Annotated in this window: 20 protein-coding genes and 1 pseudogene; 16 read left to right on the plus strand and 5 right to left on the minus strand. The window is 60.4% G+C overall.

Annotated features, from left to right (window positions below; translation table 11 throughout):
- Positions 1 to 201: 201 nt before the first annotated feature.
- Entirely contained in the window at positions 202 to 1,902 is a 1,701-nt protein-coding gene (locus HP556_RS19600) for an IlvD/Edd family dehydratase (protein ID WP_175368217.1), read from the minus strand.
- A gap of 195 nt (positions 1,903 to 2,097) precedes the next feature.
- Between HP556_RS19600 and HP556_RS19605 the strand changes: the two genes are divergently transcribed.
- The 8 genes from HP556_RS19605 to HP556_RS19640 are packed head-to-tail and all read left to right on the plus strand — an operon-like array spanning position 2,098 to position 9,798.
- On the plus strand, positions 2,098 to 3,381 hold the full coding sequence (locus tag HP556_RS19605) for an ABC transporter substrate-binding protein (RefSeq protein ID WP_120288873.1): 1,284 nt from the start codon (positions 2,098 to 2,100) through the stop codon (positions 3,379 to 3,381).
- Between the two features lie 9 nt (positions 3,382 to 3,390).
- Complete coding sequence (locus tag HP556_RS19610) at positions 3,391 to 4,341, plus strand: carbohydrate ABC transporter permease (RefSeq protein WP_093760900.1); 951 nt, start codon at positions 3,391 to 3,393, stop codon at positions 4,339 to 4,341.
- Positions 4,342 to 4,352: 11 nt separating this feature from the next.
- Positions 4,353 to 5,195 (plus strand): carbohydrate ABC transporter permease, encoded by an 843-nt coding sequence (locus HP556_RS19615; RefSeq protein WP_175368247.1) that lies wholly within the window; start codon positions 4,353 to 4,355, stop codon positions 5,193 to 5,195.
- A 9-nt stretch (positions 5,196 to 5,204) separates the two neighbouring features.
- Complete coding sequence (locus tag HP556_RS19620) at positions 5,205 to 6,341, plus strand: ABC transporter ATP-binding protein (protein WP_175368218.1); 1,137 nt, start codon at positions 5,205 to 5,207, stop codon at positions 6,339 to 6,341.
- On the plus strand, positions 6,338 to 7,357 hold the full coding sequence (locus HP556_RS19625) for a Gfo/Idh/MocA family protein (protein WP_175368219.1): 1,020 nt from the start codon (positions 6,338 to 6,340) through the stop codon (positions 7,355 to 7,357). Before HP556_RS19620 ends, HP556_RS19625 begins: the two co-directional genes overlap by 4 nt.
- The gene (locus tag HP556_RS19630; protein ID WP_093760894.1) at positions 7,354 to 8,037 is read left to right on the plus strand and encodes a GntR family transcriptional regulator; all 684 of its coding nucleotides are present in this window, start codon (positions 7,354 to 7,356) and stop codon (positions 8,035 to 8,037) included. Before HP556_RS19625 ends, HP556_RS19630 begins: the two co-directional genes overlap by 4 nt.
- 46 nt (positions 8,038 to 8,083) lie before the next feature.
- Complete coding sequence (locus HP556_RS19635; protein ID WP_120288876.1) at positions 8,084 to 8,869, plus strand: SDR family oxidoreductase; 786 nt, start codon at positions 8,084 to 8,086, stop codon at positions 8,867 to 8,869.
- Positions 8,870 to 8,880: 11 nt separating this feature from the next.
- Positions 8,881 to 9,798, plus strand: a complete 918-nt coding sequence (locus tag HP556_RS19640; protein WP_175368220.1) for a dihydrodipicolinate synthase family protein — start codon at positions 8,881 to 8,883, stop codon at positions 9,796 to 9,798.
- A 925-nt stretch (positions 9,799 to 10,723) separates the two neighbouring features.
- On the opposite strand, the gene HP556_RS19645 is transcribed toward HP556_RS19640, so the two are convergent.
- Positions 10,724 to 11,716 carry a helix-turn-helix domain-containing protein gene (locus tag HP556_RS19645; RefSeq protein WP_120288878.1) on the minus strand — a complete coding sequence of 331 codons (993 nt, stop codon included), beginning with the start codon at positions 11,714 to 11,716 and terminating at the stop codon, positions 10,724 to 10,726.
- Between the two features lie 209 nt (positions 11,717 to 11,925).
- Here HP556_RS19645 and HP556_RS19650 point away from each other — a divergent pair, with 209 nt between their 5' ends.
- Genes HP556_RS19650 through HP556_RS19675 form a run of 6 tightly spaced genes read left to right on the plus strand, consistent with a single transcriptional unit; the run spans position 11,926 to position 20,259 of the window.
- Positions 11,926 to 13,119 carry a serine hydrolase domain-containing protein gene (locus HP556_RS19650; protein ID WP_120289247.1) on the plus strand — a complete coding sequence of 398 codons (1,194 nt, stop codon included), beginning with the start codon at positions 11,926 to 11,928 and terminating at the stop codon, positions 13,117 to 13,119.
- A 51-nt stretch (positions 13,120 to 13,170) separates the two neighbouring features.
- The gene (locus tag HP556_RS19655) at positions 13,171 to 14,763 is read left to right on the plus strand and encodes an ABC transporter substrate-binding protein (RefSeq protein ID WP_175368221.1); all 1,593 of its coding nucleotides are present in this window, start codon (positions 13,171 to 13,173) and stop codon (positions 14,761 to 14,763) included.
- Positions 14,764 to 14,765: 2 nt separating this feature from the next.
- Entirely contained in the window at positions 14,766 to 15,716 is a 951-nt protein-coding gene (locus tag HP556_RS19660; protein ID WP_175368222.1) for an ABC transporter permease, read from the plus strand.
- On the plus strand, positions 15,713 to 16,600 hold the full coding sequence (locus tag HP556_RS19665; RefSeq protein WP_175368223.1) for an ABC transporter permease: 888 nt from the start codon (positions 15,713 to 15,715) through the stop codon (positions 16,598 to 16,600). The genes HP556_RS19660 and HP556_RS19665 overlap by 4 nt, the downstream gene beginning before the upstream one ends.
- Complete coding sequence (locus tag HP556_RS19670) at positions 16,597 to 18,207, plus strand: ABC transporter ATP-binding protein (protein ID WP_120288881.1); 1,611 nt, start codon at positions 16,597 to 16,599, stop codon at positions 18,205 to 18,207. Before HP556_RS19665 ends, HP556_RS19670 begins: the two co-directional genes overlap by 4 nt.
- Before the next feature lie 42 nt (positions 18,208 to 18,249).
- A complete protein-coding gene (locus HP556_RS19675; RefSeq protein ID WP_175368224.1) occupies positions 18,250 to 20,259 on the plus strand; it encodes a primary-amine oxidase in 2,010 nt (669 codons plus the stop codon).
- Positions 20,260 to 20,397: 138 nt separating this feature from the next.
- On the opposite strand, the gene HP556_RS30405 is transcribed toward HP556_RS19675, so the two are convergent.
- Positions 20,398 to 20,520 (minus strand): hypothetical protein, encoded by a 123-nt coding sequence (locus HP556_RS30405; protein WP_276509745.1) that lies wholly within the window; start codon positions 20,518 to 20,520, stop codon positions 20,398 to 20,400.
- Positions 20,521 to 20,574: 54 nt separating this feature from the next.
- Between HP556_RS30405 and ggt the strand changes: the two are divergent.
- A pseudogene (gene ggt / locus HP556_RS19680) lies at positions 20,575 to 22,151 on the plus strand (gamma-glutamyltransferase).
- Positions 22,152 to 22,343: 192 nt separating this feature from the next.
- On the opposite strand, the gene HP556_RS19685 reads toward ggt, so the two are convergent.
- Together HP556_RS19685 and HP556_RS19690 are read right to left on the minus strand one after the other, a co-directional pair.
- Positions 22,344 to 23,237 carry a polysaccharide deacetylase family protein gene (locus HP556_RS19685; RefSeq protein ID WP_175368225.1) on the minus strand — a complete coding sequence of 298 codons (894 nt, stop codon included), beginning with the start codon at positions 23,235 to 23,237 and terminating at the stop codon, positions 22,344 to 22,346.
- Entirely contained in the window at positions 23,237 to 24,154 is a 918-nt protein-coding gene (locus tag HP556_RS19690; RefSeq protein WP_175368226.1) for a polysaccharide deacetylase family protein, read from the minus strand. Before HP556_RS19690 ends, HP556_RS19685 begins: the two co-directional genes overlap by 1 nt.
- Before the next feature lie 418 nt (positions 24,155 to 24,572).
- Between HP556_RS19690 and HP556_RS19695 the strand changes: the two genes are divergently transcribed.
- The gene (locus tag HP556_RS19695) at positions 24,573 to 24,740 is read left to right on the plus strand and encodes a hypothetical protein (protein WP_175368227.1); all 168 of its coding nucleotides are present in this window, start codon (positions 24,573 to 24,575) and stop codon (positions 24,738 to 24,740) included.
- Positions 24,741 to 24,743 lie beyond the last annotated feature (3 nt).

Genomic DNA, 24,743 nt, shown 5'->3' on the forward strand with positions numbered 1-24,743 from the left:
CCGCTTATGGCGCAAAGCGGACATTGATACGAGCCTGGGATGGATAGCTTGCTTACGGCGCATTATGAACGGACGGTTGAAGTCATTCTTCTCAAGATGAGCGGACATTCTCAGAGCTCACGGGAGTGGGCCAACGCAATCTTTGATAGTATCCGTTTGTAAAGGCGGATTGCAGGCGATGCGTGATCGCGAGGTAAAGTCTTACGTCTTTTTCGCGATCATGAAATCGAAGTCGCAGCCCTTATCGGCTTGCGTTACTGTCTGCTGAAACAGGCGAGCGTAGCCACGTTCAGGCAGGACTGCATGAACCTTTGACTGTGCTGCGCGGCGCCCGTCGAGTTCGGATTCATCGACCAGGAGGTTGATGGACCGCCCATCGACGTCAAGCCTGATCTGATCACCGTTGCGGACCAGTCCGAGCGGGCCGCCCACCGCGGATTCGGGCGTGATATGCAGCACGATTGTGCCGAATGCAGTGCCACTCATGCGGGCATCTGAAATGCGCACCATGTCCTTCACGCCTTGTCGGCCGAGCTTTTTGGGGATCGGTAGATAGCCCGCTTCCGGCATGCCGGGAGCGCCTTTGGGGCCGGTGTTCAGCAATACCAGAACGTCGTCGGCCGTTACGTCGAGATCGGGATCGTCGATCCGTAGTGCCATGTCCTCGACAGAAGTAAACACCACGGCGCGGCCGGTGTGCTGCAGCAGCCGGGGCGTCGCGGCCGAGCGCTTGATGATCGCGCCGCCTGGTGCGAGGTTGCCGTACAGCACGGCCATGGAGCCTTCGGCCTTGATCGGATTGCTGCGCGGCCGGATGACGTCCTGACCGGGGACGATCTCAGCTTCGGCCGCAATCTCGCCCAGCGTCTTGTCTGCGATGGTCGGCGCGCTGCCATCAATAAGGTCGCCAAGTTCTGCAAGCAACCTGGGCATGCCACCAGCGTGATGGAAATGTTCCATGTAGTGAGCGCCCGAGGGTTTCAGATCGATCAGCACAGGCGCAATGCGACCGATCTCGTCGAGCATGTCGAGATCGTAACCATAGGGCGTTCGGTTGGCGATCGCGGTGAGATGAATGATGCCGTTGGTGGAGCCGCCGATCGCTTGCATGACAACGGTGGCATTACGGAAAGCTGCAGGTGTCAGCAATTCCGAGGGACGTGGTCCGCCGCTTACCGCTATTTCGGCGGCGCGCTTGCCGCTTGCTTCGGCGAGACGGAAACGTTCGGCGTGCGGGGCAGGGATGGTCGCGCTCATCGGCAGCGACAGGCCCAGTACTTCCGTGACGCAGGCCATCGTGCTGGCGGTACCCATCACCATGCAGGTCCCGACGGAGGGCGCGAGGCGTTCGTTGACTATCTCGATTTCCTCGGCGTCGATCTCGCCGGCGCGGTGCGCGCTCCAGAGGCGGCGACAATCGGTACAGGCGCCGAGCACCTCACCCTTGTGATGACCGACGACCATGGGGCCGACAGGGATCACTACCGTCGGCAGATTGACGGATGCCGCGGCCATGATCTGGGCCGGCAGCGTCTTGTCACAGCCGCCGATGACCACGATGGCGTCCATCGGCTGCGCGCGGATCATCTCCTCGGTGTCCATGGCCATCAGGTTGCGCAGGAACATCGAGGTGGGGTGCGCAAAACTTTCGTGGATCGAGATGGTCGGGAACACCATGGGCATCGCGCCGGCCAGCATCACGCCGCGCTTCACCGCCTCGATGATGGCAGGGACGTTACCGTGGCACGGATTGTAGTCGCTGTAGGTGTTGGTGATTCCAACGATCGGGCGCTCCAGCGCATCGTCGGAATAGCCCATCGCCTTGATGAACGCCTTGCGCAGAAATAGCGCAAATCCCGCGTCGCCATAGTTTGTCAGCCCTTTGCGAAGCCCTTTGGACATGTCGTTTCCCCCTGCGGCCACCAAAGCCGATTTTCTTCGTTACATCGCCGGCGTCGTTGGAATTGTCAATAATCCTATTCGATACAGCGGATATAATCGCTAATACCGCGGAATTGGATATTTATTATTGACAATATACCTGGACCTGTTCCAGGGTCCGGCCCAATAAAAAACAGACATCCGGAGGAGATCACCATGACGGCACGGAGAATTGGACTGGCTGCGGTTGTCGCGGCGGCCACCATCGCGAGCGCTGCTCCCGCTTTTGCGCAGGCCACGCAGATCACGATGTGGAGCAACTGGCCCGACGAGCCCGCCAAGAAGGATTGGGTGACGACGCGGGTGAAAGACTTTGAGGCTGCGAACAAGCAGTGTTCGGTCAAGCTCAGCTTCATCCCGAAAGCGGATCTCTACACCCAGGCCAAATCAGCGGTGCGGACCGGGCAGGCGCCCGACATCTTCTACATGGAGCCGGATCAGCCGGAATTTCTCGCCGGAGGCTTCCTCGAACCGCTGGATAGCTATGTCGATCTGGCGCAATACGAGGACTGGTCGAAACCAGCCTGGACATCGAAGGGCAAAGTCTACGGCCTGCCGGTCGAGGCTTATACGGTCGAGCTCTACTACAATAAGGACGCGGTCAAGAAGGTCGGCGTGGATGTACCGGCGTCGTTCCAGCTAACGCAGGAGCAGTTCACCGATCTGGTGAAGAAGGGCGTTGCCGCCGGCATCACCCCGGTGTCGCAGGGCGTCGGCGATCGTCCGTTCCCGGGTGGCTTGCTTCTGTTCGAGTCGCTGCTGCGTAAGCTCGGTATCGAGGACTATGGCAAGCTGCTCAATGGTGGGCTGTCGTTCAAGGATCCGCGCGTCGTTGAAGTCATGACCTGGATGAAGGGGCTGGTCGATGCCGGTGCCTATCCGAAGAGTTTTTCCACGCTGAAGCTCGGTGAGTCCCACTTCTATTTCTACAACACGCCGGGCGCGCTGACCTTCCCGGATCCGAGCTGGTTCACGGGTCGCGCCTTTGCGCCACCGGAAGGTGGTGGCATGCCGGCCAATTTCCCGCTCGGCATCATGCAATTTCCGGCAATGGACAAGGGCGCTTGTCCGGATTGCAAGACGCTCGCCGTCGCCGGCAGCTTCGTGATGTATTCAAAGAGCAAGAACAAGGATTGCGCCGGTGCGCTGATGAAATCCATGGCCACCGTCGAGAATGGCACCAAGTGGATGGAGCAGGTCTCGCTGCAGACCGGTCTGAAATCCGACCCGGCCAAGATCAACAGCCCGCGCAAGGACTACTTTGCGGAGCTCAACGCACGCAACAAGAACGTCAAATACTTCTTCGGCACGCCTCTGCTGTATTACCGCGCCAAGTGTGCGGAGACCTACACCCAGGTCATGAACAACGCTTTTCCGGCTGGCCTTCTGAGCGTTCAGGAAGCCGCGGAGAAGATGGACAGCGCCTGCTTCAAGAGCTGAGTACTAACAATGACATCGATCAGCATTCCATCCGCTGCCGAGGAGGGGGCTCAGCACGCAGCCCCCTCGCTGGCCGATCCGCGCCGGGCGAGCTGGTGGGTGCTGGCCGTCTTTCTGGCGCCGGCTTTGGCGGTGTATATCGGACTGACCGCCTATCCGGCGTTTCGAACCTTCTATGACAGCTTCTTCACCATTGAAGGTCTCGATGCGACCTTCGTCGGCCTGGATAACTATCGCGCGCTGATGTCCGACGAGACGTTCTGGGTGTCGGTGCGGAACACATTCATCTGGTCGTTCATCGCGCCCGTGCTCGATGTTGTGACAGGCCTGCTGCTCGCACTGGCGCTATATGCGGGCGTTCCTGCCGCGCGCTTCCTGCGGGTCGCGTGGTTCACTCCGGTCCTTCTATCCTACGTCGTCGTCGCGATCCTCTGGATGTGGATATTCAACTACGACTGGGGAATCCTCAACGCCATGCTGCGCGCCGTCGGGCTTGGGGCACTGGCGTCGTCCTGGCTCGGTGATCCAAATTTAGCGCTCGGCGCACTCATCGTGACCCATGCCTGGAAATGGGCAGGCTTCAACATGGTGGTCTGTCTCGCGGCGATTCATTCGTTGCCGCGCGAGGTACTAGAAGCCTCCGAACTCGACAATTGCGGCTGGGGCGCCAAGCTGCGCTACGTCATTGTGCCGATGCTGCGGCCGACCTTGCTGAACCTTTATATTCTTGCCTTCATCGGCAAGATGAAGATCTTCGATCTGGTCTGGATCATGACCCAGGGCGGCCCGCTATGGGCGACCGAAACCGTATCCACCTACGTCTACAAGCGTGCTTTCAACTGGAACACCTTTGATCTCGGATATCCTTCCGCCATCGCGTCGGTGTGGTTCGTGGTGGTCTGCGCCGCTGTCATCATCCTCAATCGCCTTCTGGCGACCCGCGAACGTCTGGAGTACTGATCGTGGCTGCCATGCTTGCGGAACGCGCACCTTTGCCGCGTTTCTTCAGCCGCGGAGCGCTTGCTCTCGTGCTGGGCCTCTACACTATCTACACGCTGGGACCGTTCCTGTGGCTCGCCACGATGTCGGTGCGCACCACCGCCGAGATCAGCGCCGACCACTATGCGTGGCCCAAAGTGTTCCACTGGGAGCAGTTCCGGATCGCCTGGGTCGATTCCGATTTTGCGACCTATTTCTGGAATTCCACGATTGTCGTGGTGGGCGCCGTCGCCGTCGTGACGCTGCTTGGCGCCGCAGCAGCGCATGCGTTGGCGCGCTATCGTTTCCGCGGCAATCGGCTGGTCTACGGCATCCTGTTCTCGTCGATCATTTTCCCGCCGCAGATTACGTTGATCTCGCTGTATCAGATCCTGGTCGACTACAATCTTTACAACAGCCTGCTCGGGCTGACGCTGGTCTATGTGTCGCTGCAGCTGCCGCTGACAATCTATCTTCTGGAAGGGTTCTTTGCGCGCATTCCGCAGGATCTGTTCGACGCCGCCAAGATCGATGGCTACGGCGATCTCGAAATTTTCCGGCGCATCGTGCTGCCCATCGGCATGCCGGCGATTGCCACTACGCTGATCCTGAACTTTATCCAGCTCTGGAACGAGTTTCTGTTTGCCGTCGTGCTGATCACCGATCCTGACAAGCGCACGCTGCCGGTCGGCATTCGCGCCTTCATGGGCGATCATTTCCAGGACATCGGCATGATCGCCACCGGCGTCATGATCTCCGTCATTCCGGTGATCATCGTCTACGTTTTCTTCTCAGAGAAACTCATTCGCGGCATGACTGCCGGCGCAATCAAATAAGAGGCAGCCATGGCCGTTGTCACCCTCGACAAACTCTCCAAACAATATGGGCCGACAGGTCCGGTGGTCGTTGACAAGGTCGATCTTCATATCGGCGACGGCGAATTCATGGTTCTGCTCGGGCCCTCAGGCTGCGGCAAGTCGACGACACTGCGCATGATCGCGGGCCTGGAAGAGATCAGCTCCGGCAAGCTCTCGATTGGCGATCGCGTAGTCAATCAGGTGCCGGCCAAGGATCGCGACATCGCGATGGTGTTTCAGTCCTATGCGCTCTATCCGCATATGAGCGTTGCGGACAATCTCGCCTTCGGCCTGCGCCGGCGCAATTTCGCCGCTGCCGAGATCGAACGCCGGGTGCAGGATGCGGCGAATATTCTTGGTCTGACGCCGCTGCTGACGCGCAAGCCCAGCGCGCTGTCCGGCGGCCAGCGCCAGCGTGTCGCACTCGGGCGCGCCATGGTGCGCGAGCCGATGGTGTTCCTATTCGACGAACCGCTGTCCAACCTCGACGCTGCGTTACGCGTCAACACCCGCAGCGAGATCATCAAGCAGCACAAGCGGCTGGGATCGACGATGATCTATGTGACCCACGACCAGGTCGAGGCCATGACCATGGGAACGCGGATCTGCGTCATGAATGCCGGTCGCGTTGCTCAGATCGGCGCGCCGCTCGACGTCTATTGGGAGCCGGCGGACACGTTCGTCGCCCGATTCCTGGGATCGCCACCGATGAATCTGGCGACGGCGGTTGTCGCTTCGGCCAATGAAAGCTCTGTGGCACGAAGCCAGAGCCTTGAGACGGCGCTGACGCGCTGGTCGCCTCAGTTATTGGGAAAGCTGGTAGACCAAAAAGTGACAATCGGCGTGCGCGCCGAGGATTTGCATATCAACAAGGCGGCGTTGGGCAGCGAGCCTGCGGGCCATGTGCGGGGGCGTACGATCGCGGTGGAGCCGTTGGGCGCGGAAACCTTGCTGTTGGTCGAAATCGAACCCGACGTGGAGTGGACGGCGCGATTGCCGCGTCATGTGCCTGTCGCCATCGACGAGACCGTCGATCTGTATTTCCCGGTCAATGCGGTCTTCGTGTTTGACGCAACGACGGGCCGGGCCGTCATCGGCGAGAAGCGTCGGGATATCGGGCAATGAGCAAGCCGTTGCGGATCGGATTGATTGGTGCGGGGTGGGTCACGCAATATCATCTGCTGGCATGGCAAAAGCTCGCGGGGCGTGCCGCGGTCGTCGCGATCGCCGATCCCTCGTCGGAGAATGCTGCTGCGCGCGCCCGGCAGTTCGGTATCGGGCAATGCTTTTCGCGTGCGGAAGACATGCTGGCGGCATGTGAACTCGATGCGGTCGATATTGCTGCGCCGCGTGCCTTCCATGCGCCTTTGGTACGCCTCGTCGCCGATCGTGGTCTGTCGGTGCTTTGCCAGAAGCCGCTCGCCCCGACACTCGCAGAAGCCGAGGCGTTGGCGCGTGATGTCGAGGGTCGCATCCGGTTGATGGTGCATGAGAACTGGCGCTTTCGTGCATACTATCGCGATGCCGCATCCTGGATCAGGGACGGTCGTATCGGGGCGGTGACAGCTGCCCGTCTGACGCTGCTGACATCGGGCACGATTCCCGATGCAAACGGCCAATATCCTGCGATCGAGCGCCAGCCGTTCATGCGCGGCGAGTCCCGCATGCTGGTGGCTGAAGTACTAATTCACCATCTCGATACTTTGCGCATGCTGCTAGGCCCGCTGGATGTGATCGCGGCGGCGCTGACCCAAACATGTCCGGATATTGCGGGTGAAGACGGTGCCGTGATCCAGATGCGATCCCGCGGCGGCGCCGGTGTGTCGTTGTTCGCGAGCTTTGCAGCTCATGGCGCGCCGATATCGCAGGCCGATCAACTCGAAATCCTTGGCACGATTGGCTCAATTCGGCTCGAAGGTACGCAGCTGAAGCTGACGGGCGCGCAAAGCGAGATCCGCGCCTACGATCTAGCTGCGACCTATCAGGGTTCCTACGATGCGACCATCGCGCATTTCATCGATGCGCTGCAAAGCAGCGCGCCTTTCGAGACCTCTCCCGCGGACAATCTGCAAACCCTGCGCCTTGTCGAGGATTGCTACCGGTTGTCAGGGCGCGAAGCATCTCGAGGCAATGCCAGATGACCGTCACCAAAATTGCGTCACGCGCCGATGAACAGGCCGAGATCATCCGACGTGTCGAAGAGGATATCATCTTTGGCCGATTACCGCCCGGCGCGCGGCTGATCGAAGACAACCTGATGGAACGCTATGGCGCCTCGCGGCACTTCGTGCGCCAGGCGCTGGTGCATCTCGAGCATACCGGCATCGTCCAGAGGGAGAAGAATGTGGGCGCGACAGTGCGTTCCTATTCGACGGCCGAGGTGAAGCAGATCTATGAAGTGCGCGAGATGCTCACGCGCCAGGCCGCACTGATGATCCCGTTGCCAGCCAAGGCGTCGCTGATCATGGAGCTCGAAGCCATTCAAGCAGAATATGTGCGGTATGCCGAGCGCGGCGATTTGCGCGGCATTCACGACACCAATGACGCGTTCCACATCGCTCTGTTTGCGGCGTGCGGAAACCCGTATCTGGTGCGATCGCTGCAGGATTACATGGGCCTGACACTGCCCATGCGTGCCAAGAACCTTGCCGATCACAACGGGCTGCAGGTGTCGATCCAGCAGCACGATATGATGATTTCACTGCTGCGTGGCAACGACAATTGGGCGCTGTCGCAGCTCTGCGTCGAGCACATGCACTCCAGCAAGGCCGATTACCTGCAACGCGTGGCCGTGCCCGGCCCAAATCTAGGGCCGGACTGACAGGCCAACACGTATATCGATTCCGCATCTCGACAAAGGACAGGACATGGATCTCGGACTTCAGGGCAAGGTCGCGCTGGTGCTTGGCGCCGGCGGCGGCCTTGGAAGCGCTATCGCGAAGACGCTGGCGAGTGAAGGCGTGCGTGTCGCGCTTGCCGACATCGACGCGGCCGCGCTCGATCGTGTCGTCGCGGAGATCAAGCAGGGTGGAGGCGACGCGATGGCCGCCGCTTTCGATCTGGCCGATCGTGCCGCGATGGATGCGCGCGTCAGTGCCATCGAGGCAGCGTTCGGCCCCATCGACATCCTTGTCAACAATACCGGTGGGCCGCCGCCGACGCCTGCTGCCGGGCAGGACCCGGAACTGTGGAGCAGGAGCTTCGAGCAGATGGTGCTGTCGGTCATCACGCTGACCGATCGCGTATTACCCGGCATGCGCGCCCGCAAATGGGGACGTATCGTGACATCGACATCGTCTGGCGTGGTGTCGCCGATTCCCAATCTCGGCATTTCGAATGCACTGCGATTGTCGCTCGTGGGCTGGTCGAAGACGCTGGCCCGCGAAGTTGGGCGTGACGGCATCACAGCCAATATCGTGCTTCCAGGCCGGGTTGCCACCAGTCGCATCCGTTTCCTGGACGAGCAGAAGGCAAAGCGTGAAAGTCGCTCCGTCGAGGACGTGTCTGCGGAGAGCACCGCCAGTATTCCTGCCGGCCGTTATGGTGAGCCACAAGAATATGCTGATGTGGTCGCCTTTCTCGCCAGCACCCGCGCATCTTACGTCAACGGCTCGGTCATCCGCGTCGATGGTGGTCTCATTACTAGCATCTGAAGGATCAAATCATGGCTCTCGACGCAACCGCCTCTGGCGTTTTCCCAATCGCCCCCACCCCGTTTCATCCCGATGGTCGTCTCGATGAAACCTCGCTAGGCACATTGATCGACGGATATCTCAAGGCTGGCTCCACCGGCGTCACGGTGCTCGGCATCATGGGTGAGGCGCCGAAGCTCGAGCCCGAGGAATCGATCGCGATTGCTAAGCATTTCGTGAAGGGCTTCGGAAAACTGCCGGTGATCGTCGGCGTTTCGGCGTCCGGTTTCGCAGCGATGCGCGCGCTGTCGCGAACCGTGATGGAGAACGGTGCGGCGGGTGTGATGATTGCTCCGGTGCCGAGCCTGCGCACGGACGATCAGATCATAGGCTATTATCGTCAGGCTATTGAGGCAATCGGCGCCGACATTCCGTTCGTGATCCAGGATTATCCTTTGACACTGTCGGTACAGATGACGCCGAAAGTCATCCGTCAGATCGTGCAGGAGAATCCTTCCTGCATTATGCTCAAGCATGAAGACTGGCCCGGTCTTGAAAAGATATCGACGCTGCGTGCGTTCCAGGCCGAAGGGTCGTTGCGACCGATCTCGATTCTGACCGGTAATGGCGGACTGTTCCTCGACTTCGAAATGGAGCGTGGTGCAGACGGCGCAATGACTGGCTACGCCTTTCCGGACATGTTGGTCGAGCTGGTCAAGCTGCAGAAGGCCGGCAAGCGCGACGAGGCGCATGATCTGTTCGATGCGCACTTGCCGCTCTTGCGATACGAACAGCAGCAGGGTGTTGGCCTCGCCGTGCGGAAATATGTGATGATGAAGCGTGGGTTCCTGGCATCGGATGCCCAGCGCAAGCCCGGCTCGGTTCTCTCGGTGAAGGCGCGCGAGGAGGTCGACTACATGCTGTCGCGTTTGGAGCGGGCTGTGAGGTAGTCGGTGGCAAGCCTCAAAGGCGGAGTTTTTCAACACGGCGCAAAGCGGACAGAGGCAGTCGTCAGCCTTGCCCCTCTACAAATTCCGCGATCTGCGCCTTCAGAAATGCCTTTCTGGAGATTGTTCTCCTGCCGGAAATAGTAGAGCAAATGAACGCCACTTTCGGATGGAGTAGCTACGCCCAAGAAACCTGTTGCGCTCATCCGCCGCGCAGTGCGCGGCGGAAAACCCCAAAATCGGCCCATTGCGTTTGAAGACTGGCGAGAAGCCCACTCTGGGCGAAGATCGAACCAAGTCTCCGCGCGCAGTCTCCCGAAAACGGGAGTTTCTGCGGTGTTAGCCGGAGATTTTTGGGAATTGGGCGGGTTATGGGGCCGATTTTGCCACCCGGAGACTTTCCCGCTCGCCTGAAAAGCCGCCCAATACGGGCCTTTCTCGACAAATTGGGGCTATCGGCCGTTTGGCCGGACTGCTTGGCTGGGGCGGGAGTGCCGTTCTGTCTCCGTGTCAATTCCCTGCAAACAGGGTATTTTACAGGGAATTTGCGATTTTCGACACCGGTGTTCATTTTCGACCCATCCATTCAGCGGATTAAAGGGGGAAAATCGTCGAATTCCCTGTGCCATCGAACAGGGAATTCATTTCGAATTGCAGGCAATAATGAAAATGGATCAGGGAAGACAAAAGCTGCTCTTTATGCGAGGGCTAGCTACAGGACTTGCTAGAACCTTTTATTGGGAATGCCCGGACCAGGGCGACGCATACGACGATGAGATTGCATCGTTGCGGGACTACAGTCGAATCGATCGAACGTTGGCGTCGCCGTCTTGGATAGGCAGTCTGTTGCGTTTCGCGTGCGTGAACCCAGGACATAGTCGTTCCAGAATAGCCAAATGGCAGCTTTCGGCGCAAAGCGGACATCGGTCTAGTTGTTACGAGTTAGTTCCAGATTTGCATCCGCACGCGCGCGCCGCAGAGTTTCGGACGGAAGTTCGGTGAAGTGTCGCTTGTAGTCCTGCGAGAACTGGCTGAAGTGCCAGAAGCCCCACTTCACCGCGATATCATAGACGCCGATCCGCTCGTCTACACAGTGCTTGAGCTCGCGGCGCACGCGATTGAGGCGGACGGCGCGTAGATAGTGGATGGGGTTGCTGCCGAGTACGTCCTGGAAACAGTAGTTCAGCTTGCGACGGCTGGCGCCGACGCCCTTGCAGATGTCGAGGATGGTCATCGGCTGTTCGGGCGTGGACAGCATGAGGGAGCAGGCCCGATCAACGAGACGCTTGCGGGTGCCGCCACTACGGAGGTCATCGCATGGCTCGAGGTTCGGTAATAGATCGATCACCTCGGTCAGCAGGTTATCCTCGAGCTGCTGCCGTGCTGCGGGATTGTCGAGGATTGCCGGATTGTCGTCGGTGATCTCCTGGACGTATTCCAGCAATTGGCGAAGACGTTGCGCAGCGACGGGATCGGTGCGCAATTCCCGCAGCTGGTGCCAGATGCCCTCAGGCAGCTCGATCTGCATATCCTGCAGCGTGTCCTCAAGCAGCTGAGCATTCATCACAACCCCGCGCAGTTCGAATTCGGGCGGGGTGCACATATCGACTTCGGCATCAAAGCACGCGATCACATTGCCGGACGACATGCAGGCGCCATTGAAGTTGATGTCGCCAGCGCGCCAGGGCAGGGCAATGCCGAAACTATCGACCCCGAGGTGTCCATACTGGCGAACACGCTGGCTGGTGGTTTCGCGGAAGACCTGGATACCTGGCAGCCGCACCTCGACAAAACTGCCGCGAAACGCGCCGGCGCTGATCTGATCATAGTCAAGCCGCCAGCGCCCGAGATTGGCGCAATGTGCATCGACATCGTTGCTCGACGCAGCAAACAGCCAATGATCCGAGGCGTTTAGCGACATGCAGGCCCTCCGGACAGCCATTCAGGCGGTGCCAGACATAGATTGATCTTTCGAAAGACCGTTTTGCAAGCGACGTGCCATCTCGCTGTGAGCCGCGGGGCGCTCAAGAATTGCTGATTTTTGATAACGGTCAATTCGCATGCTCGCCGATGATCGCTCGTCCGGATCAATGCTGATGCCGGGCGACGGACATGTTCTGCGAGGATGCGATGAAGCCAAGCGATGTCATGAAAGGTGCTCCGCCCGCCGCTGAGGCGCTCGTGACCCGGTTCAACTGGCGCAAATATCCCTACAGCCAGTGGAGTTTTCGCAATGTCCGCCAGGTGTTGCCGACCGCCGATATACGGCGCGGTGCGGCGCCAAGGCCGCTCAAGACGGCATTTCGCGATCTCGGCGCCCTTGCATTCACCTATGGCGAGGGCGTCTCAACAACGCTCGCAGAGACGTTGGCCCAGACCTATGCCGATGGCCTCGTCGTGCTGCATCGCGGCGAGATCGTAACCGAGTGGTACGGCGAGGGCATGACCCCGCACACGCCGCATCTGGTCTGCTCGGTGAGCAAGTCGATCTGTGGCACGCTCGGCGGCGTGCTGGTCGAGCGCAGCCTGCTCGATCCCGACAAGCCGGTCACGCATTATGTCCCGGAAGTCGCGTCATCGGTCTATGGCGGCTGCACGGTCCGCGACCTGCTCGATATGACCGTGGCGATCAAGTTCGACGAGGACTACGACGATCCCGAAGGCGACGTGGTCAAGTATCGGCTATGCAATGGCTGGGACGTGCTGCCGGACGGAACGGCGCAAGGCGACCAGCGCAGCTTCCTCGCCACGCTGCGGCCGAATGGCGGGTCGCATGGCAAGGTCTTTCATTACGTCTCGACCAATACGGACGTACTCGGCTGGGTCTATGAAAAGGCCTGCGGCAAGCCCTATGCGCAGATTCTCTCGGACTATATCTGGGCGCCGATGGGGGCTGCGGACGATGCCTATATCACCCTCGACACCCATGGCGCGTCACGCTCGGCCGGGGGCATCTGCGCCACGTTGCGCGATCTCGCACGGTTCGGTGAAATGATCCGTCAGCGGGGTATCGCCAATGGCACGCAGGTGGTGCCGGGGGCGTGGATCGACGACATCCATGCCAACGGCGACAAGCAGGCCTGGAAAGACGGCGATCTGGCATTCGTGTTTCCAGACGGCCGCTACCGTGCCTGCTGGTACACGATTGATCCCGCGCGCAACGATCTCGCGGCGGTGGGTATTCACGGTCAGTGGATCCATGTCGATCCATCGACTGACGCCGTGATCGTGAAGGTCGCCGCCCAGCCCAGTCCGATGGATATCGCGATCGATCATCGCTGGCTTGCTGCCTTCCGAGCCATCGGTGCGCATCTGACCGCGTAGTTGTCCGACATCGTCCTTTCGATTTCAATTCCCATTGCCCCGGAGATCGTCATGTTCAATGATTTCAGCCGACGCTCGTTGCTCAAGGCAGGTGCCGCAGGGCTTGCTGCCGGGATGATGCCGCGCATCGCGCGTGCGCAGTCTGGCAAGGTTATCCGTGCAGTGATGCATGCGCCTTTGCGTGCCACCGATCCGGTCATCAACACGGCCTGGACCGGGCGCAATCACGGCCTGAACATCTATGACACGCTGTTCTCCACCGACTCCAAATTCCAGATCCGTCCGCAGATGGTCGATACCTATGAGGTGTCGGCCGACAAGCTGACCTATACATTCAAGCTGCGCTCCGGGCTGAAATTCCACGATGGCGCGCCGGTGACGTCCGCCGACGTCATCCCCTCGCTGCAACGTTGGGCCAAGCGCGACACCATGGGCGCGCGAATGATGACCTTCGTCGCCGAACTCAAGCCAGTGGACGAGCGCACGTTCCAGCTTGTGTTGAAATCGCCCTATGGCCAGGTGCTACAGACGCTCGCCAAGCCGTCGAGCATCATGCCTTTCATCATGCCGGCGCGCCTTGCCGCGCAGCCGCCGGAACAGCCGGTCACCGAATTTGTCGGCTCCGGCCCATTCCGCTTCGTTACCTCCGAATTCCGTCCGGGCAGCCGCGCGGTCTATGAGCGTAATGCGGACTATGTCTCGCGCGACGAGCCGTCGGACGGCCTCGCCGGCGGCAAGATTGTGAAGATCGACCGTTACGAGTGGATCAGCATGCCGGACTTCCAGACCGCGGCGAATGCGCTGATCAACAAGGAGATCGACTTCCTCGAAGCCGCGCCGCACGACATGCTGCCGTCGCTGATCGCGGCCAAGGACGTCACCGTGGCCGATTACAATCCGCTCGGCTTCATGTCGGTGGTGCGCATGAACTGGCTCAGCGAGCCGTTCAACAAGCAGGAAATCCGCCAGGCCGTCATGTATGCGAGCGACCAGGCCGACTGGCTCGACGCACAGGTAGGCAATCCCGACTACTATCAGGCCTCCGCAGCGATGTTCGGCGTCACCACGCCGCTGGCCAGCGAAGTCGGCTGGAACACCAAGCCTGATATCGCTCGCGCCAAGGATCTGCTCAAGAAGGGCGGCTACAAGGGCGAGAAGGCGGTGATGCTGCAGGGCACCGACTCGCCGCTGCTGTCTGGCTCCAGCACGGTCACTGCACAAAAACTGCGTGCCATCGGCATGAATGTCGAGGTGCAGACGATGGATTGGGGCTCGCTGCTGGCGCGCCGCGTCAAGCAGGATTCGACAGCGAATGGCGGCTGGTCGATGACCCACTGGGTCACCACGACCACCGAGTTGATGAATCCACTGGCCAGCACAGTGCTCGACACCCGCGGCAAGACCGGCGGCTTCTTTGGCTGGCCGGAGGATACGGAGATCGAAAGCCTGCGCAACAAGTTCGCGCTGGAGACAGATGCCGCTGCCCAGAAGACGGTAGCCGAAGCGATCCAGAAGCGGGCTTATGATGTGATGACCCATATTCCCGGTGGCCAGTTCAAGCAGCCGGTGTCGCACAGCAAGGCGCTCAAGAACATCGTCACCGCACCGGCGCCGCTGTTCTGGAACGTCGAGAAGACGGCCTGAGCATGGCAGTCGCCGGCGTCCTCCTGAAGCGATCGGTCTCCGTCATTCCCGTCCTGGGGGTGGTGGCGTTGATCGCATTCATGCTGCTGCGCTTCGCCTCGGGCGATCCGGTGGCGCAGCTCGCCGGCGATAATGCCGATCCCGCGGCCATCGCTGCCATCCGAGCGCGTCTCGGACTTGATCAGCCGCTGGCGATGCAGTTCCTGAACTGGCTATGGCGCATGTTGCATGGCGATCTCGGCACCTCGATCGTGTCCGGCCAGCCTGTCACGGCGCTGATCGCCCAACGCGTTGGCCCGACGGTGGCCGTGTCGATCACCACGATCGTGTTCTCGGTGGTGGTCGGTGTGCCAATCGGCGTGCTCGCCGCATGGCGGCGCGGCGGCTGGCTCGATCGCTTCGCCATGTGGACCTCGGTGACGGGCTTTGCGGTACCGACCTTCGCCATCGGTTATTTCTGGATCTATCTTCTCTCGATGCAGTTCGGGCTGTTTCCGGTGCAGGGTTATGTGCCGCTGAGTGATGGGCTCGGTCTGTTTCTCTGGCACCTTACATTGCCGACGCTGACGCTGAGCCTCGTCTATATCGCGCTGATCGCGCGCGTGGCGCGCACGAGCATGCTCGAAGTTCTGTCGGAGGATTTTGTCCGTACCGCGCGGGCCAAGGGCTTGCCGGAGCGGATCGTGGTGTTCAAGCATGCGCTGCGCAATGCGGCGGTGCCGATCGTCTCCATCGTCGGCATCGGCATCGCGTTGCTGATCGGTGGCGTCGTGGTGACCGAAAGCGTGTTCAATCTGCCGGGCCTCGGACGTCTCGTCGTGGATTCGGTGCTGGCGCGTGACTATCCGGTGATCCAGGGCGTGATCGTCGTATTCGGCAGCGCCTATGTGGCGATCAATCTGCTGGTCGATCTCAGCTATTCCTTCTTCGACCCAAGGATCAGCCAGCAATGAGCGCGATCACGGTCTCTGCACCCACCTCATCGATCAATATTCGCGCTTTCGCCGGCCGACTGCTGCGCAACAGGACAGTGCTGTTCGGCCTCTGCATCCTCGTGCTGTTGGCGTTGATCTCGATCTTTGCCAGCTGGCTATGGACGGTGGATCCAGCGGCCATCAAGCCGCGCTTGCGGTTGCGTCCGCCCAGTGCGGTCAATTGGCTCGGTACCGATAATCTCGGTCGCGATATCTGGAGCCGGCTGGTCTATGGCAGCCGCGTCTCGCTGGTCGTCGGCGGCTCGGTGGCCTTCATCGCCGTCGCATTGGGTAGCTTGCTTGGCCTGATCGCCGGCATGGTGCGCTGGATCGACAATGTGCTGATGCGCATGATGGACGGGATGATGGCGATTCCGGCCATCCTGCTGGCGATCGCGCTGATCGGCGGTCTCGGACCGTCCATCACCACCATCTGCATTGCCATCGCGATCCCCGAAATCCCGCGCGTTGCCCGCATGGTGCGCAGTGTGGTGCTCACGGTGCGCGAGGAGGCCTATGTCGAGGCGGCAGTCAGCATGGGCACGCGGCTGCCGGTGCTGATGGCTCGGCATATCGTCCCGAACATCATGGCGCCGCTGATCGTGCAGGCGACTTATATCGCCTCATCCGCAATCCTGATCGAGGCGTCGCTGTCGTTCCTCGGCATCGGCATGCCCGACGAGATTCCAAGCTGGGGCAACATGATGTCCGATGCGCGGCTTTATTTTCAGGTGCGGCCGGGACTGATGTTGTTTCCCGGCATCTGCATCGCGCTGACGGTGCTTGGCATCAACCGGCTCGGCGACGGTTTGCGTGACATGCTCGATCCGCGGCTGGCCCGATCGGTGGGAGGCCCGAAATGAGCGAAGAATTGCTCGACATCCGCGGCTTGAAAGTCGGCCTGAGCGGCGAGGCCGATGGTCGTCGTATCGTCAAAGATATCGATATCACGGTGCCATCGGGCGGCATTGTCTGCGTCGTTGGCGAGTCCGGCTCCGGCAAATCGGTCACGGCCTTCAGCGTCATGGGGCTGTTGCCTGACGGGCTGAGACCGGTGGGAGGCTCGATTAAGCTGCTAGGCGAGGAATTGCTTGGCGCATCAACAGAGCGCATGCGCGCGCTGCGCGGCAGCCGCATCGGCATGATCTTCCAGGAGCCGATGACGGCGCTCAATCCGGTAATGACCGTCCGCGAGCAGCTCGCCGAGCTCATCGAATGGCACTCGGACGTTCGGCCGAGCAAAGCCGAGGTCAATAGACGCGTGCTGGCGGCGCTGGAAGACATGCTGCTGCCCAATGCACCGCAGATGATGCATGCCTATCCGCACCAGCTGTCAGGCGGCCAGCGCCAGCGTGTGATGATCGCCATGGCGATGCTGCTGGAGCCGGTGCTGCTGATCGCGGACGAGCCCACCACGGCACTCGACGTGACCACACAGAAGCAGATTCTTATGCTCATCAAGGATCTGGTGAAGCGCAAGAATATCGGTGTGCTCTTCATCACGCATGATTTTGGCGTGGTTGCCGACATCGCCGATCAGGTGGTGGTGATGCAAAAGGGCGCGGTGGTCGAGAGTGGCGGCGCCGACGCGGTGCTCGGGCATCCCGCCCAGGCCTATACGCGCTTGCTGATCGACTCCGTGCCGAAGGGCATCACTATCCCGACGTCCGCGCGCGAGCTGGCGCCCGATGTGCTCGCGGTGAAGGGTCTGAAGATGACCTATGGTCATCGTGGCTTATTCGGGCGTGGTCGTGTCACCCATGCGGTCCGCGATGCCGCCTTCACGCTCGGCCGCGGCGAGATTCTCGGGGTAGTCGGCGAGTCCGGTTCCGGCAAATCGACGCTGGCGCGCTGCGTAGCACGGCTGATGAAGCCGACATCCGGCGAGATCAATCTGCTCGGCACGGATATCGCCGCTGTCTCCAATGAGACGCTAAGGCCACACCGACGCTACATTCAAGTCGTCTTCCAAGACCCTTATCGCTCGCTCAATCCACGCCTGTCGGTCGGACAGTCGATGATCGAGGGCGTGGTGAATTTCGGTGCCTCTCCGCAGGTCGCACGCGAAAAGGTGTCGGCGCTGCTCGAACTGGTCGGGATGGATCCGCAGGTGATGCATCGCTTCCCACACGAATTCTCCGGCGGCCAGCGCCAGCGCATTTGCATTGCGCGTGCCCTGGCCTCGGAGCCGCAGATACTGATCGCCGACGAAGCGGTGTCGGCGCTCGACGTCACCGTTCAGGCGCAGGTGTTGAAGCTGTTTGCTGACCTGCGCAGCCGGCTTGGCCTGGCGATGCTGTTCATCACCCATGACCTGCGCGTTGCCGGCGAACTTTGCGATCGCATCATGGTGATGAAATCCGGCGAGATCGTCGAGAGCGGTCCGACCGCGGAGATCTTTGCCAATCCGCAACATACCTATACCCGCGCGCTGTTCGCTGCTGCGCCCGGCCGCGAGCGTCTTCAATAATCTTCCAACCTACCGGCGCGATGCGCCTTCAGGAGTGTCGTCATGACGGTGATGCAGAAAATCCAGAACGATGCCGTGGTCGCCGCCATCCATCCGCTCGATCCGTTGACGCTGGAGGAGATCGGCGCCGCCTGCGATCTCGTCAAGGCGAATGGTAAGGTCACGCCGCGGTGCCGCTTCCCGATCGTACGGCTGGAAGAGCCAAGCAAGGCCGAGTTACGCAGTCATGCGACAGGTGCGCCGTTGCCGCGACTGGCTTTTGTGGTGGCGCTGGAATCCGAGACTGGCGCTGCGACGGAGTTCATTGTCGATTTGACGGCGGCTCGCATCGTTGACACCAAGCTGCTGCCCAATGCCGATGCGCCCTATGGCCAGCCGCCGGTGATGATCGCCGAATTCATGCTGTGCGAGCAAATCGTCAAGGCAGATGAGGGCTGGCGCACTGCCATGCGCCGCCGCGGAATGTCTGACAAGGACATGGAAATGGCGCAGGTCGATCCGTTTTCGTCGGGGTTCTTCGATAGGGACTTCGAACGGGGGCGCCGCATCCTGCGCGCGGTGACATTCTTCCGCGACGATCTCAAGGATAACGCCTATGCACATCCAGTGGAAGGTGTCGTCGCTGTCGTCGATCTCGTCCATCAGAAGGTGGTCGATCTGCTGGATGACGACAAGGTCATTCCGATCCCGAAGAAAAAGCGCAACTACGGCGCTCATGAAAACACTAATCCGCGTACCGACATCAAGCCTTTGAACATTGAGCAGCCGGAAGGGCCGAGCTTCAAGGTCGACGGCTGGAAGGTAGACTGGCAGAAGTGGAGCTTTCGCGTCGGCTTCACGCCGCGCGAAGGATTGGTGCTGCATCAGCTGTCTTATCAGGACGGAGATCGCAAGCGTTCTATCATCCATCGCGCGAGCGTCACCGAAATGGTGGTGCCTTACGCCGACCCGACCGCCAATCACTATTGGAAGTCGGCCTTCGATGCCGGCGAATATGGCCTCGGCATGCTCGCCAATGCGCTGGAGCTTGGCTGCGACTGCCTCGGCAACATCCACTATTTCAATATCCCGGCGGCCGACGAGCAGGGCCAGCCATTTGAGATGAAGAATGCGGTCTGCATGCACGAAGAGGATTACGGCATCCTCTGGAAGCACTACGAATTCCGCAACGGGTTGTTCGAGGTGCGTCGCTCGCGGCGCCTAGTGATCAGCTTCTTCGCCACCGTCGGAAATTATGACTACGGCTTTTACTGGTATCTCTACCAGGACGGCACCATTCAGCTTGAGGCCAAGCTCACCGGTATCATCCAGACTGCGGCGGTGATGCCCGGCGAGAAATATGCGTGGGGCGGCATGGTCGATGACAATCTCGGCGGCCCCACGCATCAGCATTTTTTCAATGTGCGCATACATATGGATCTCGATGGCGGCGGCAACACCGTCACTGAACATGAATTCGCGCAGCGCCCATGGGGCACGGACAACCCTTATGGCAATGCTTTCGATCTCAAGAGCAAGACGCTGTCGCGCGAACGCGATGCAGCGGCCATCGCCGACGGGCAAAGCGGGCGTTACTGGAAGGTCACCAATCCGAACAGCAAGAACAGCGTCGGCAATCCCGTCGGCTACAAGCTGATCGTAACGCCGAGCCCGGTGATGCTGGCGCAGGAAGGCAGCTTCGTACGCAAGCGCGGCGGCTTCGCCACCAAGCATGTCTGGGTCACGCCCTACGATCCCGCGGAGAAATATGCCAGCGGCGACTATCCGAACGTGCATGCTGGCGGGGACGGCCTGCCGCATTACATCGAGCAGAACCGTAATATCGAGAACACTGACATCGTGCTGTGGCACTCGTTTGGCCACACCCATGTCTGCAAGCCCGAGGACTTTCCCGTGATGCCAGTGGAATATGCGGGCTTCATGCTGAAGCCGAACGGTTTCTTTGCTGCAAATCCGGCCAATGACATTGCTCCGGAGCGCAACGGACGCAGCGTGCTGAGTGCGGACACTGCAGGTGCTGCGACGGCTTCGTCATGCTGCGGCAAATCCTGATCGTCATGATCGAGAGGCCGGGGCGATGATCTGCTGTTTGCTGGCGCTGCTTGCAGCGCTTCCCGGCTTGTCGATGCTCCGCCGAAATCATCTCGGTCGCGGTCACTGCGCGGTGCATCGCAGTCATATTACAACAGGTCATGCCGCGGCCAGGCAGATCACAATCGCCGCCGGCTTGGCGTTCGCGGTTACGTTGGGCCTGTTGACGGTCGGCATCTCAGGCATCGTGAGCCATCCGCTTGGGCCGATCTGCTCGGCCATCGATCGCGCCACGTTGGTTCGCTGATCCGAGCCATCTATTGATGAGGAAACATCATGCGTGACTTCATGGCTGTCGCCCGTTCCGTAGCCGTCGCCGAACGCGGCATGGCAGCAACCTCGCATCCGCAGGCGACGCTTGCGGCGGTCGAAATGCTGAAGGCCGGCGGCAATGCCATTGACGCGGCGCTGGCGGCCGTTGCGGTTCAAGGCGTTGTCGAGCCGCAGATGACCGGAATTGGCGGCGACTGCTTCGCACTGTATTCGCCGAAGGGTGGCGCTCCCGTTGCGCTCAATGGCTCTGGCCGCACACCGGCCAAGACCGATGTCAGCCGATATGCTGACGCGGGCGGCCGCGATATTCCGCCAACCTCACCCGAGGCGGTGACCGTCCCCGGCTCGATCGACGCCTGGTGCAGGCTGAGCGCCGACTACGGCAGCAGGCCGCTTTCCGAGGTTTTTGCGGCGGCCATTGACGCAGCCGAGAACGGTTTTCGCATTACGCCGCGTGTGCCGCCGACTGGGCAGCGTTCCGTAGCCGGGTCGAGAGCCTTCCGGACACCGCAGCACAGTTTCTGCCGCACGGTGAGGCGCCGACAGTCGGCGACAAGCGGGCCCAACCTGCGCTGGCAACCACATTCCGGCGCATAGCGCGCGAAGGCCGTGCCGGCTTCTACGAGGGCGAGGTTGCCGACGACATCGTCGCGACGTTGCGTTCGCTCGGCGGTGTGCATGAAGCCGGAGATTTTGCCGCCCAGCGCAGCGAATATGTCACGCCGATCTCGGCGTCGTACCGTGATCACGACGTGATGGAGTGTCCGCCGAACGGGCAGGGTCTTGCCGCGCTGATGATCCTGCGCACCTTGGCCGGCTACAGCATGGGTGATCTGTCCGAGGCAGATCGCATTCATCTGCTGGCCGAGGCAACCAAGGCGGCGTATCGTGCCCGCGATGCATATTTCTGCGATCCGGTAACGGATGCGGTCGATGCATCGCACTTTCTGTCCGATGATTACATCGCCGCCATCCGCGCAAAAATCGACATGGCGAAAGCTTCCACGGTGGAAAGCTGGGACGACATTGAGCATCGCGACACGGTTTATGTCACGGTCGTGGACCGCGACCTCAACGCGGTATCGCTGATCAACTCGCTATTCTATCCGTTCGGCAGCGGAATTTATGCGCGGAAGTCGGGTGTGCTGCTACACAATCGCGGCTGGAGTTTTCGCGCCACGCCTGGCCACCCGAATTCGCTGGGACCGCGCAAGCGTCCGATGCATACAATCATCCCGGGGATGTTGATGAAGAGCGGCCGTGCGGTGATGCCGTTCGGCGTGATGGGCGGCCATTATCAGGCCTGTGGTCACGCAAACTTCCTCTGCAATATGCTCGATCATGGAATGGATATCCAGGCAGCGGCGGAAGCGCCGCGCTCATTTGCTTTCGACGGCATGCTGGAGCTGGAAACCACAATTCCGGAGGCGATGAAAAACGAGCTTTCCGCACGCGGGCATCGCATCAGGTGGGCGGATGCCGGAATTGGAGGTTGTCAGGCGATCCAGATCGACCGCGACCGCGGCGTCCTGCTTGGCGCATCGGACCATCGGAAGGACGGCCTTGCGCTCGGATTTTAGTCCCGTGACAGACCGCTTTTGGCGCAAAGCGGACGTTGCTCAACACTGGATTCCGAACCTCCGGATAGGGGCGGTGACGAACTACGCCCAATCCGCGAAAGCACCTTATAGGGATGCAAAAATGGCATTCTGAACAGCAGGTTGATTGCGCTTGTAACAGAATGATCGTCCCCACATTGGAGTAGTCTAATCTCACTTGACTCTGGAGACGATTTCTCCCGTGGTCGCGTGCCAAATTTCAGTGTGGCTGGCGATATGCTCAACAATCTCACTTAGATGGCGAAACCGCGCCGGCTGGGCTGATATCCACGGATGGATGTGGAGACCGAAGAACTTGGTCGATGCGGCGCCTTCAGCATAAAGGCCGTCGAACGCATCCATCACCGCAAGCGCATAGTCTTCACTGGTCACCTTGCGATGGACGAGCATCTCCACGTCGTTCCATTCCGACTGGTTAGGAACGGAGATAAGCGGAGGCGTTGTCATGGTCGCGTAGGGCTGTTCGTCATTTCCATAGTCGCAAAGATAATCAAAGCCCGTCTCTGCCAGAATCAACGGAAGTTCGCGGGATTGCCCGTAGTCTTGCGATAGCCAGCCTTTCGGCCGCTGCCCTGTCGCTCTCTCGAGTGTGTCCTGTGATCGCGTCACGATCTGCCGCTGTTGCGCCAACGGCATTGCGGACGTGATCATCCGCGACGCATAATCGCCATGTGCCAGGAATTCGAAGCCGCGTTGTCGGAATTGATCGACCAGATAAGGGTAGGCGGTGACCGCCGCGTTGTTGGCCGCCACGCTCGCGCGCAGGCCGTGCCGGTCAAGAAGATCAAGGACCCGGAATATCCCGACCCTGTTGCCATATTCGAAAGCTGCGTTGGCGCGCAGATGCGGAGCATGCCGCGCAATGCCGTGAATATAGCGCCGGTCGAAGATCGCATCTTGCGGTGGCATCGCCTCGAATTGTTCGAAGTACAAATAGATAACGAAGGCAATGCGGGCGTTGCCATGAGGCTTCCATGGCTTGCGACCCGGCAGCGGCCAGTGTGGGTAGATGCCCTGGTCCAGAGCATGAGGCGTGCATGGGTGCATTAGCGGACCTCGTCGAAGAACCCGGCTCCGCGCAACAGCGGTTCGATCAGCGGGTAGTGATGCTCGTAATACCAGTCGGCGATCTGGCTTCCAGTCGCGAACCAGACGTCGTCATGTGCGCTGACATGAGCCAGAATCTCGTCGAGATATTTGGCGCGGTGCGGCTGTCCAAGGAAGAACGGATGGATCGGAATGCAGGCGACCCGTCCGCCGCCGTTCGCGCTGTCGCTGTAGAGCTGATCGAAATAGGCGATTGTATTTTTAGCGAAAGCCTTTGCCTCCACATTGCCACGGAAATTCATACCGTCATTGACGTCGAATGAGTAGGGGATGGCGAGCAGCTTCCCGCTCGGAACCCGCAGTGGCGTCGGCTGATCGTCGAAACCATAGTCGACATAGTAACTCAGGCCGAGTTCCGCGCAGAGGTCCTCGGTATGTTCGGTCGATGCAGCAAAGGGCGCGAAGAAGCCGCGCATGTCGCGTCCGGTCAGGGCCTTGTGCCGGTCGATCGAGTTCTGAATCACCGCTCTCTCATTGTCGCGGCTTAGGCCCCAGTGGTGACGGCTGTTGTAGATGCCATGGCTCATGACTTCCCATCCGCGGGCCTCACCGGCCTCGCGGATTTCAGGAAACATCTCGTACACAGCAAGATTTAGCGAGCAGGTGATCGGCAGTTGGTAGCGATCGAACACGTCCAGCATGCGCCAGAAGCCGATCCGGTTGCCGTAGTCGACGTCCGTGTAGACCATCATGTCGGGATGTGGCAGGCGCGGATACGGATCAACTTTTTGGCCGACGTCGCCTAGATATTGGTAGTGCTCGACATTCGGGACGATCCAGCACGCCATCCGTTTGCCGCCGGGCCAGCGCAGGTCTGGACGCTTGGTGATGGGGATATAGGCGATACGTGCGTTCATCAGCGGACTTCCTTGGTGAGGGGCGATGTGTTCAGCCATTGTATTGATCGCACAATCATTGTGTGCCGAGGAAGGCTGGCTACGCGGTCTTGCTCTGCCGGTCGGCGCATTGGGCGCCAAGCTGGATGGGCGGCGACCACGGTCGCGTAGGCGCCATCGTGCGGAAACGGAGCGCCTTAAACTTCGGCAAGTCGCTCAATTGGATAGCATGGTCGCCGGCCGTGCGGGGATATCACAACGGTCTCGGTAGGCCAGTCGGTCGCTGATTGGGTTCCTGGGGGAGCACGTGGCCGGCAGGAACTCGCGATCTTTGGTTAGCCATCTCATCAGGTGGAATAAGATCGTCGTGAATACAGGGCGATCCGATTGTGGTGTCAGTCTTGCTTTGTGGTGATTACCGCCTTTGCAAGGAGCTGCCATGGCCACTTTCACCAACGGGTTGTCGACAACCTCTGCGCGTATCAACGCATCCACCGGCCTGACTGTTTTGCGCCCTCGCGTTTTCGCCGGGCAGATCGACGCCGAGAAGGTCGAATTCCGCCTGCGTGGCAATATCAATTCGATTGTCGGAACTTGGGAGAACTAAGGA

This window comes from Tardiphaga robiniae (genome assembly GCF_013359755.1).
In the GTDB taxonomy this organism is placed as follows: Bacteria; Pseudomonadota; Alphaproteobacteria; order Rhizobiales; family Xanthobacteraceae; genus Tardiphaga; species Tardiphaga robiniae.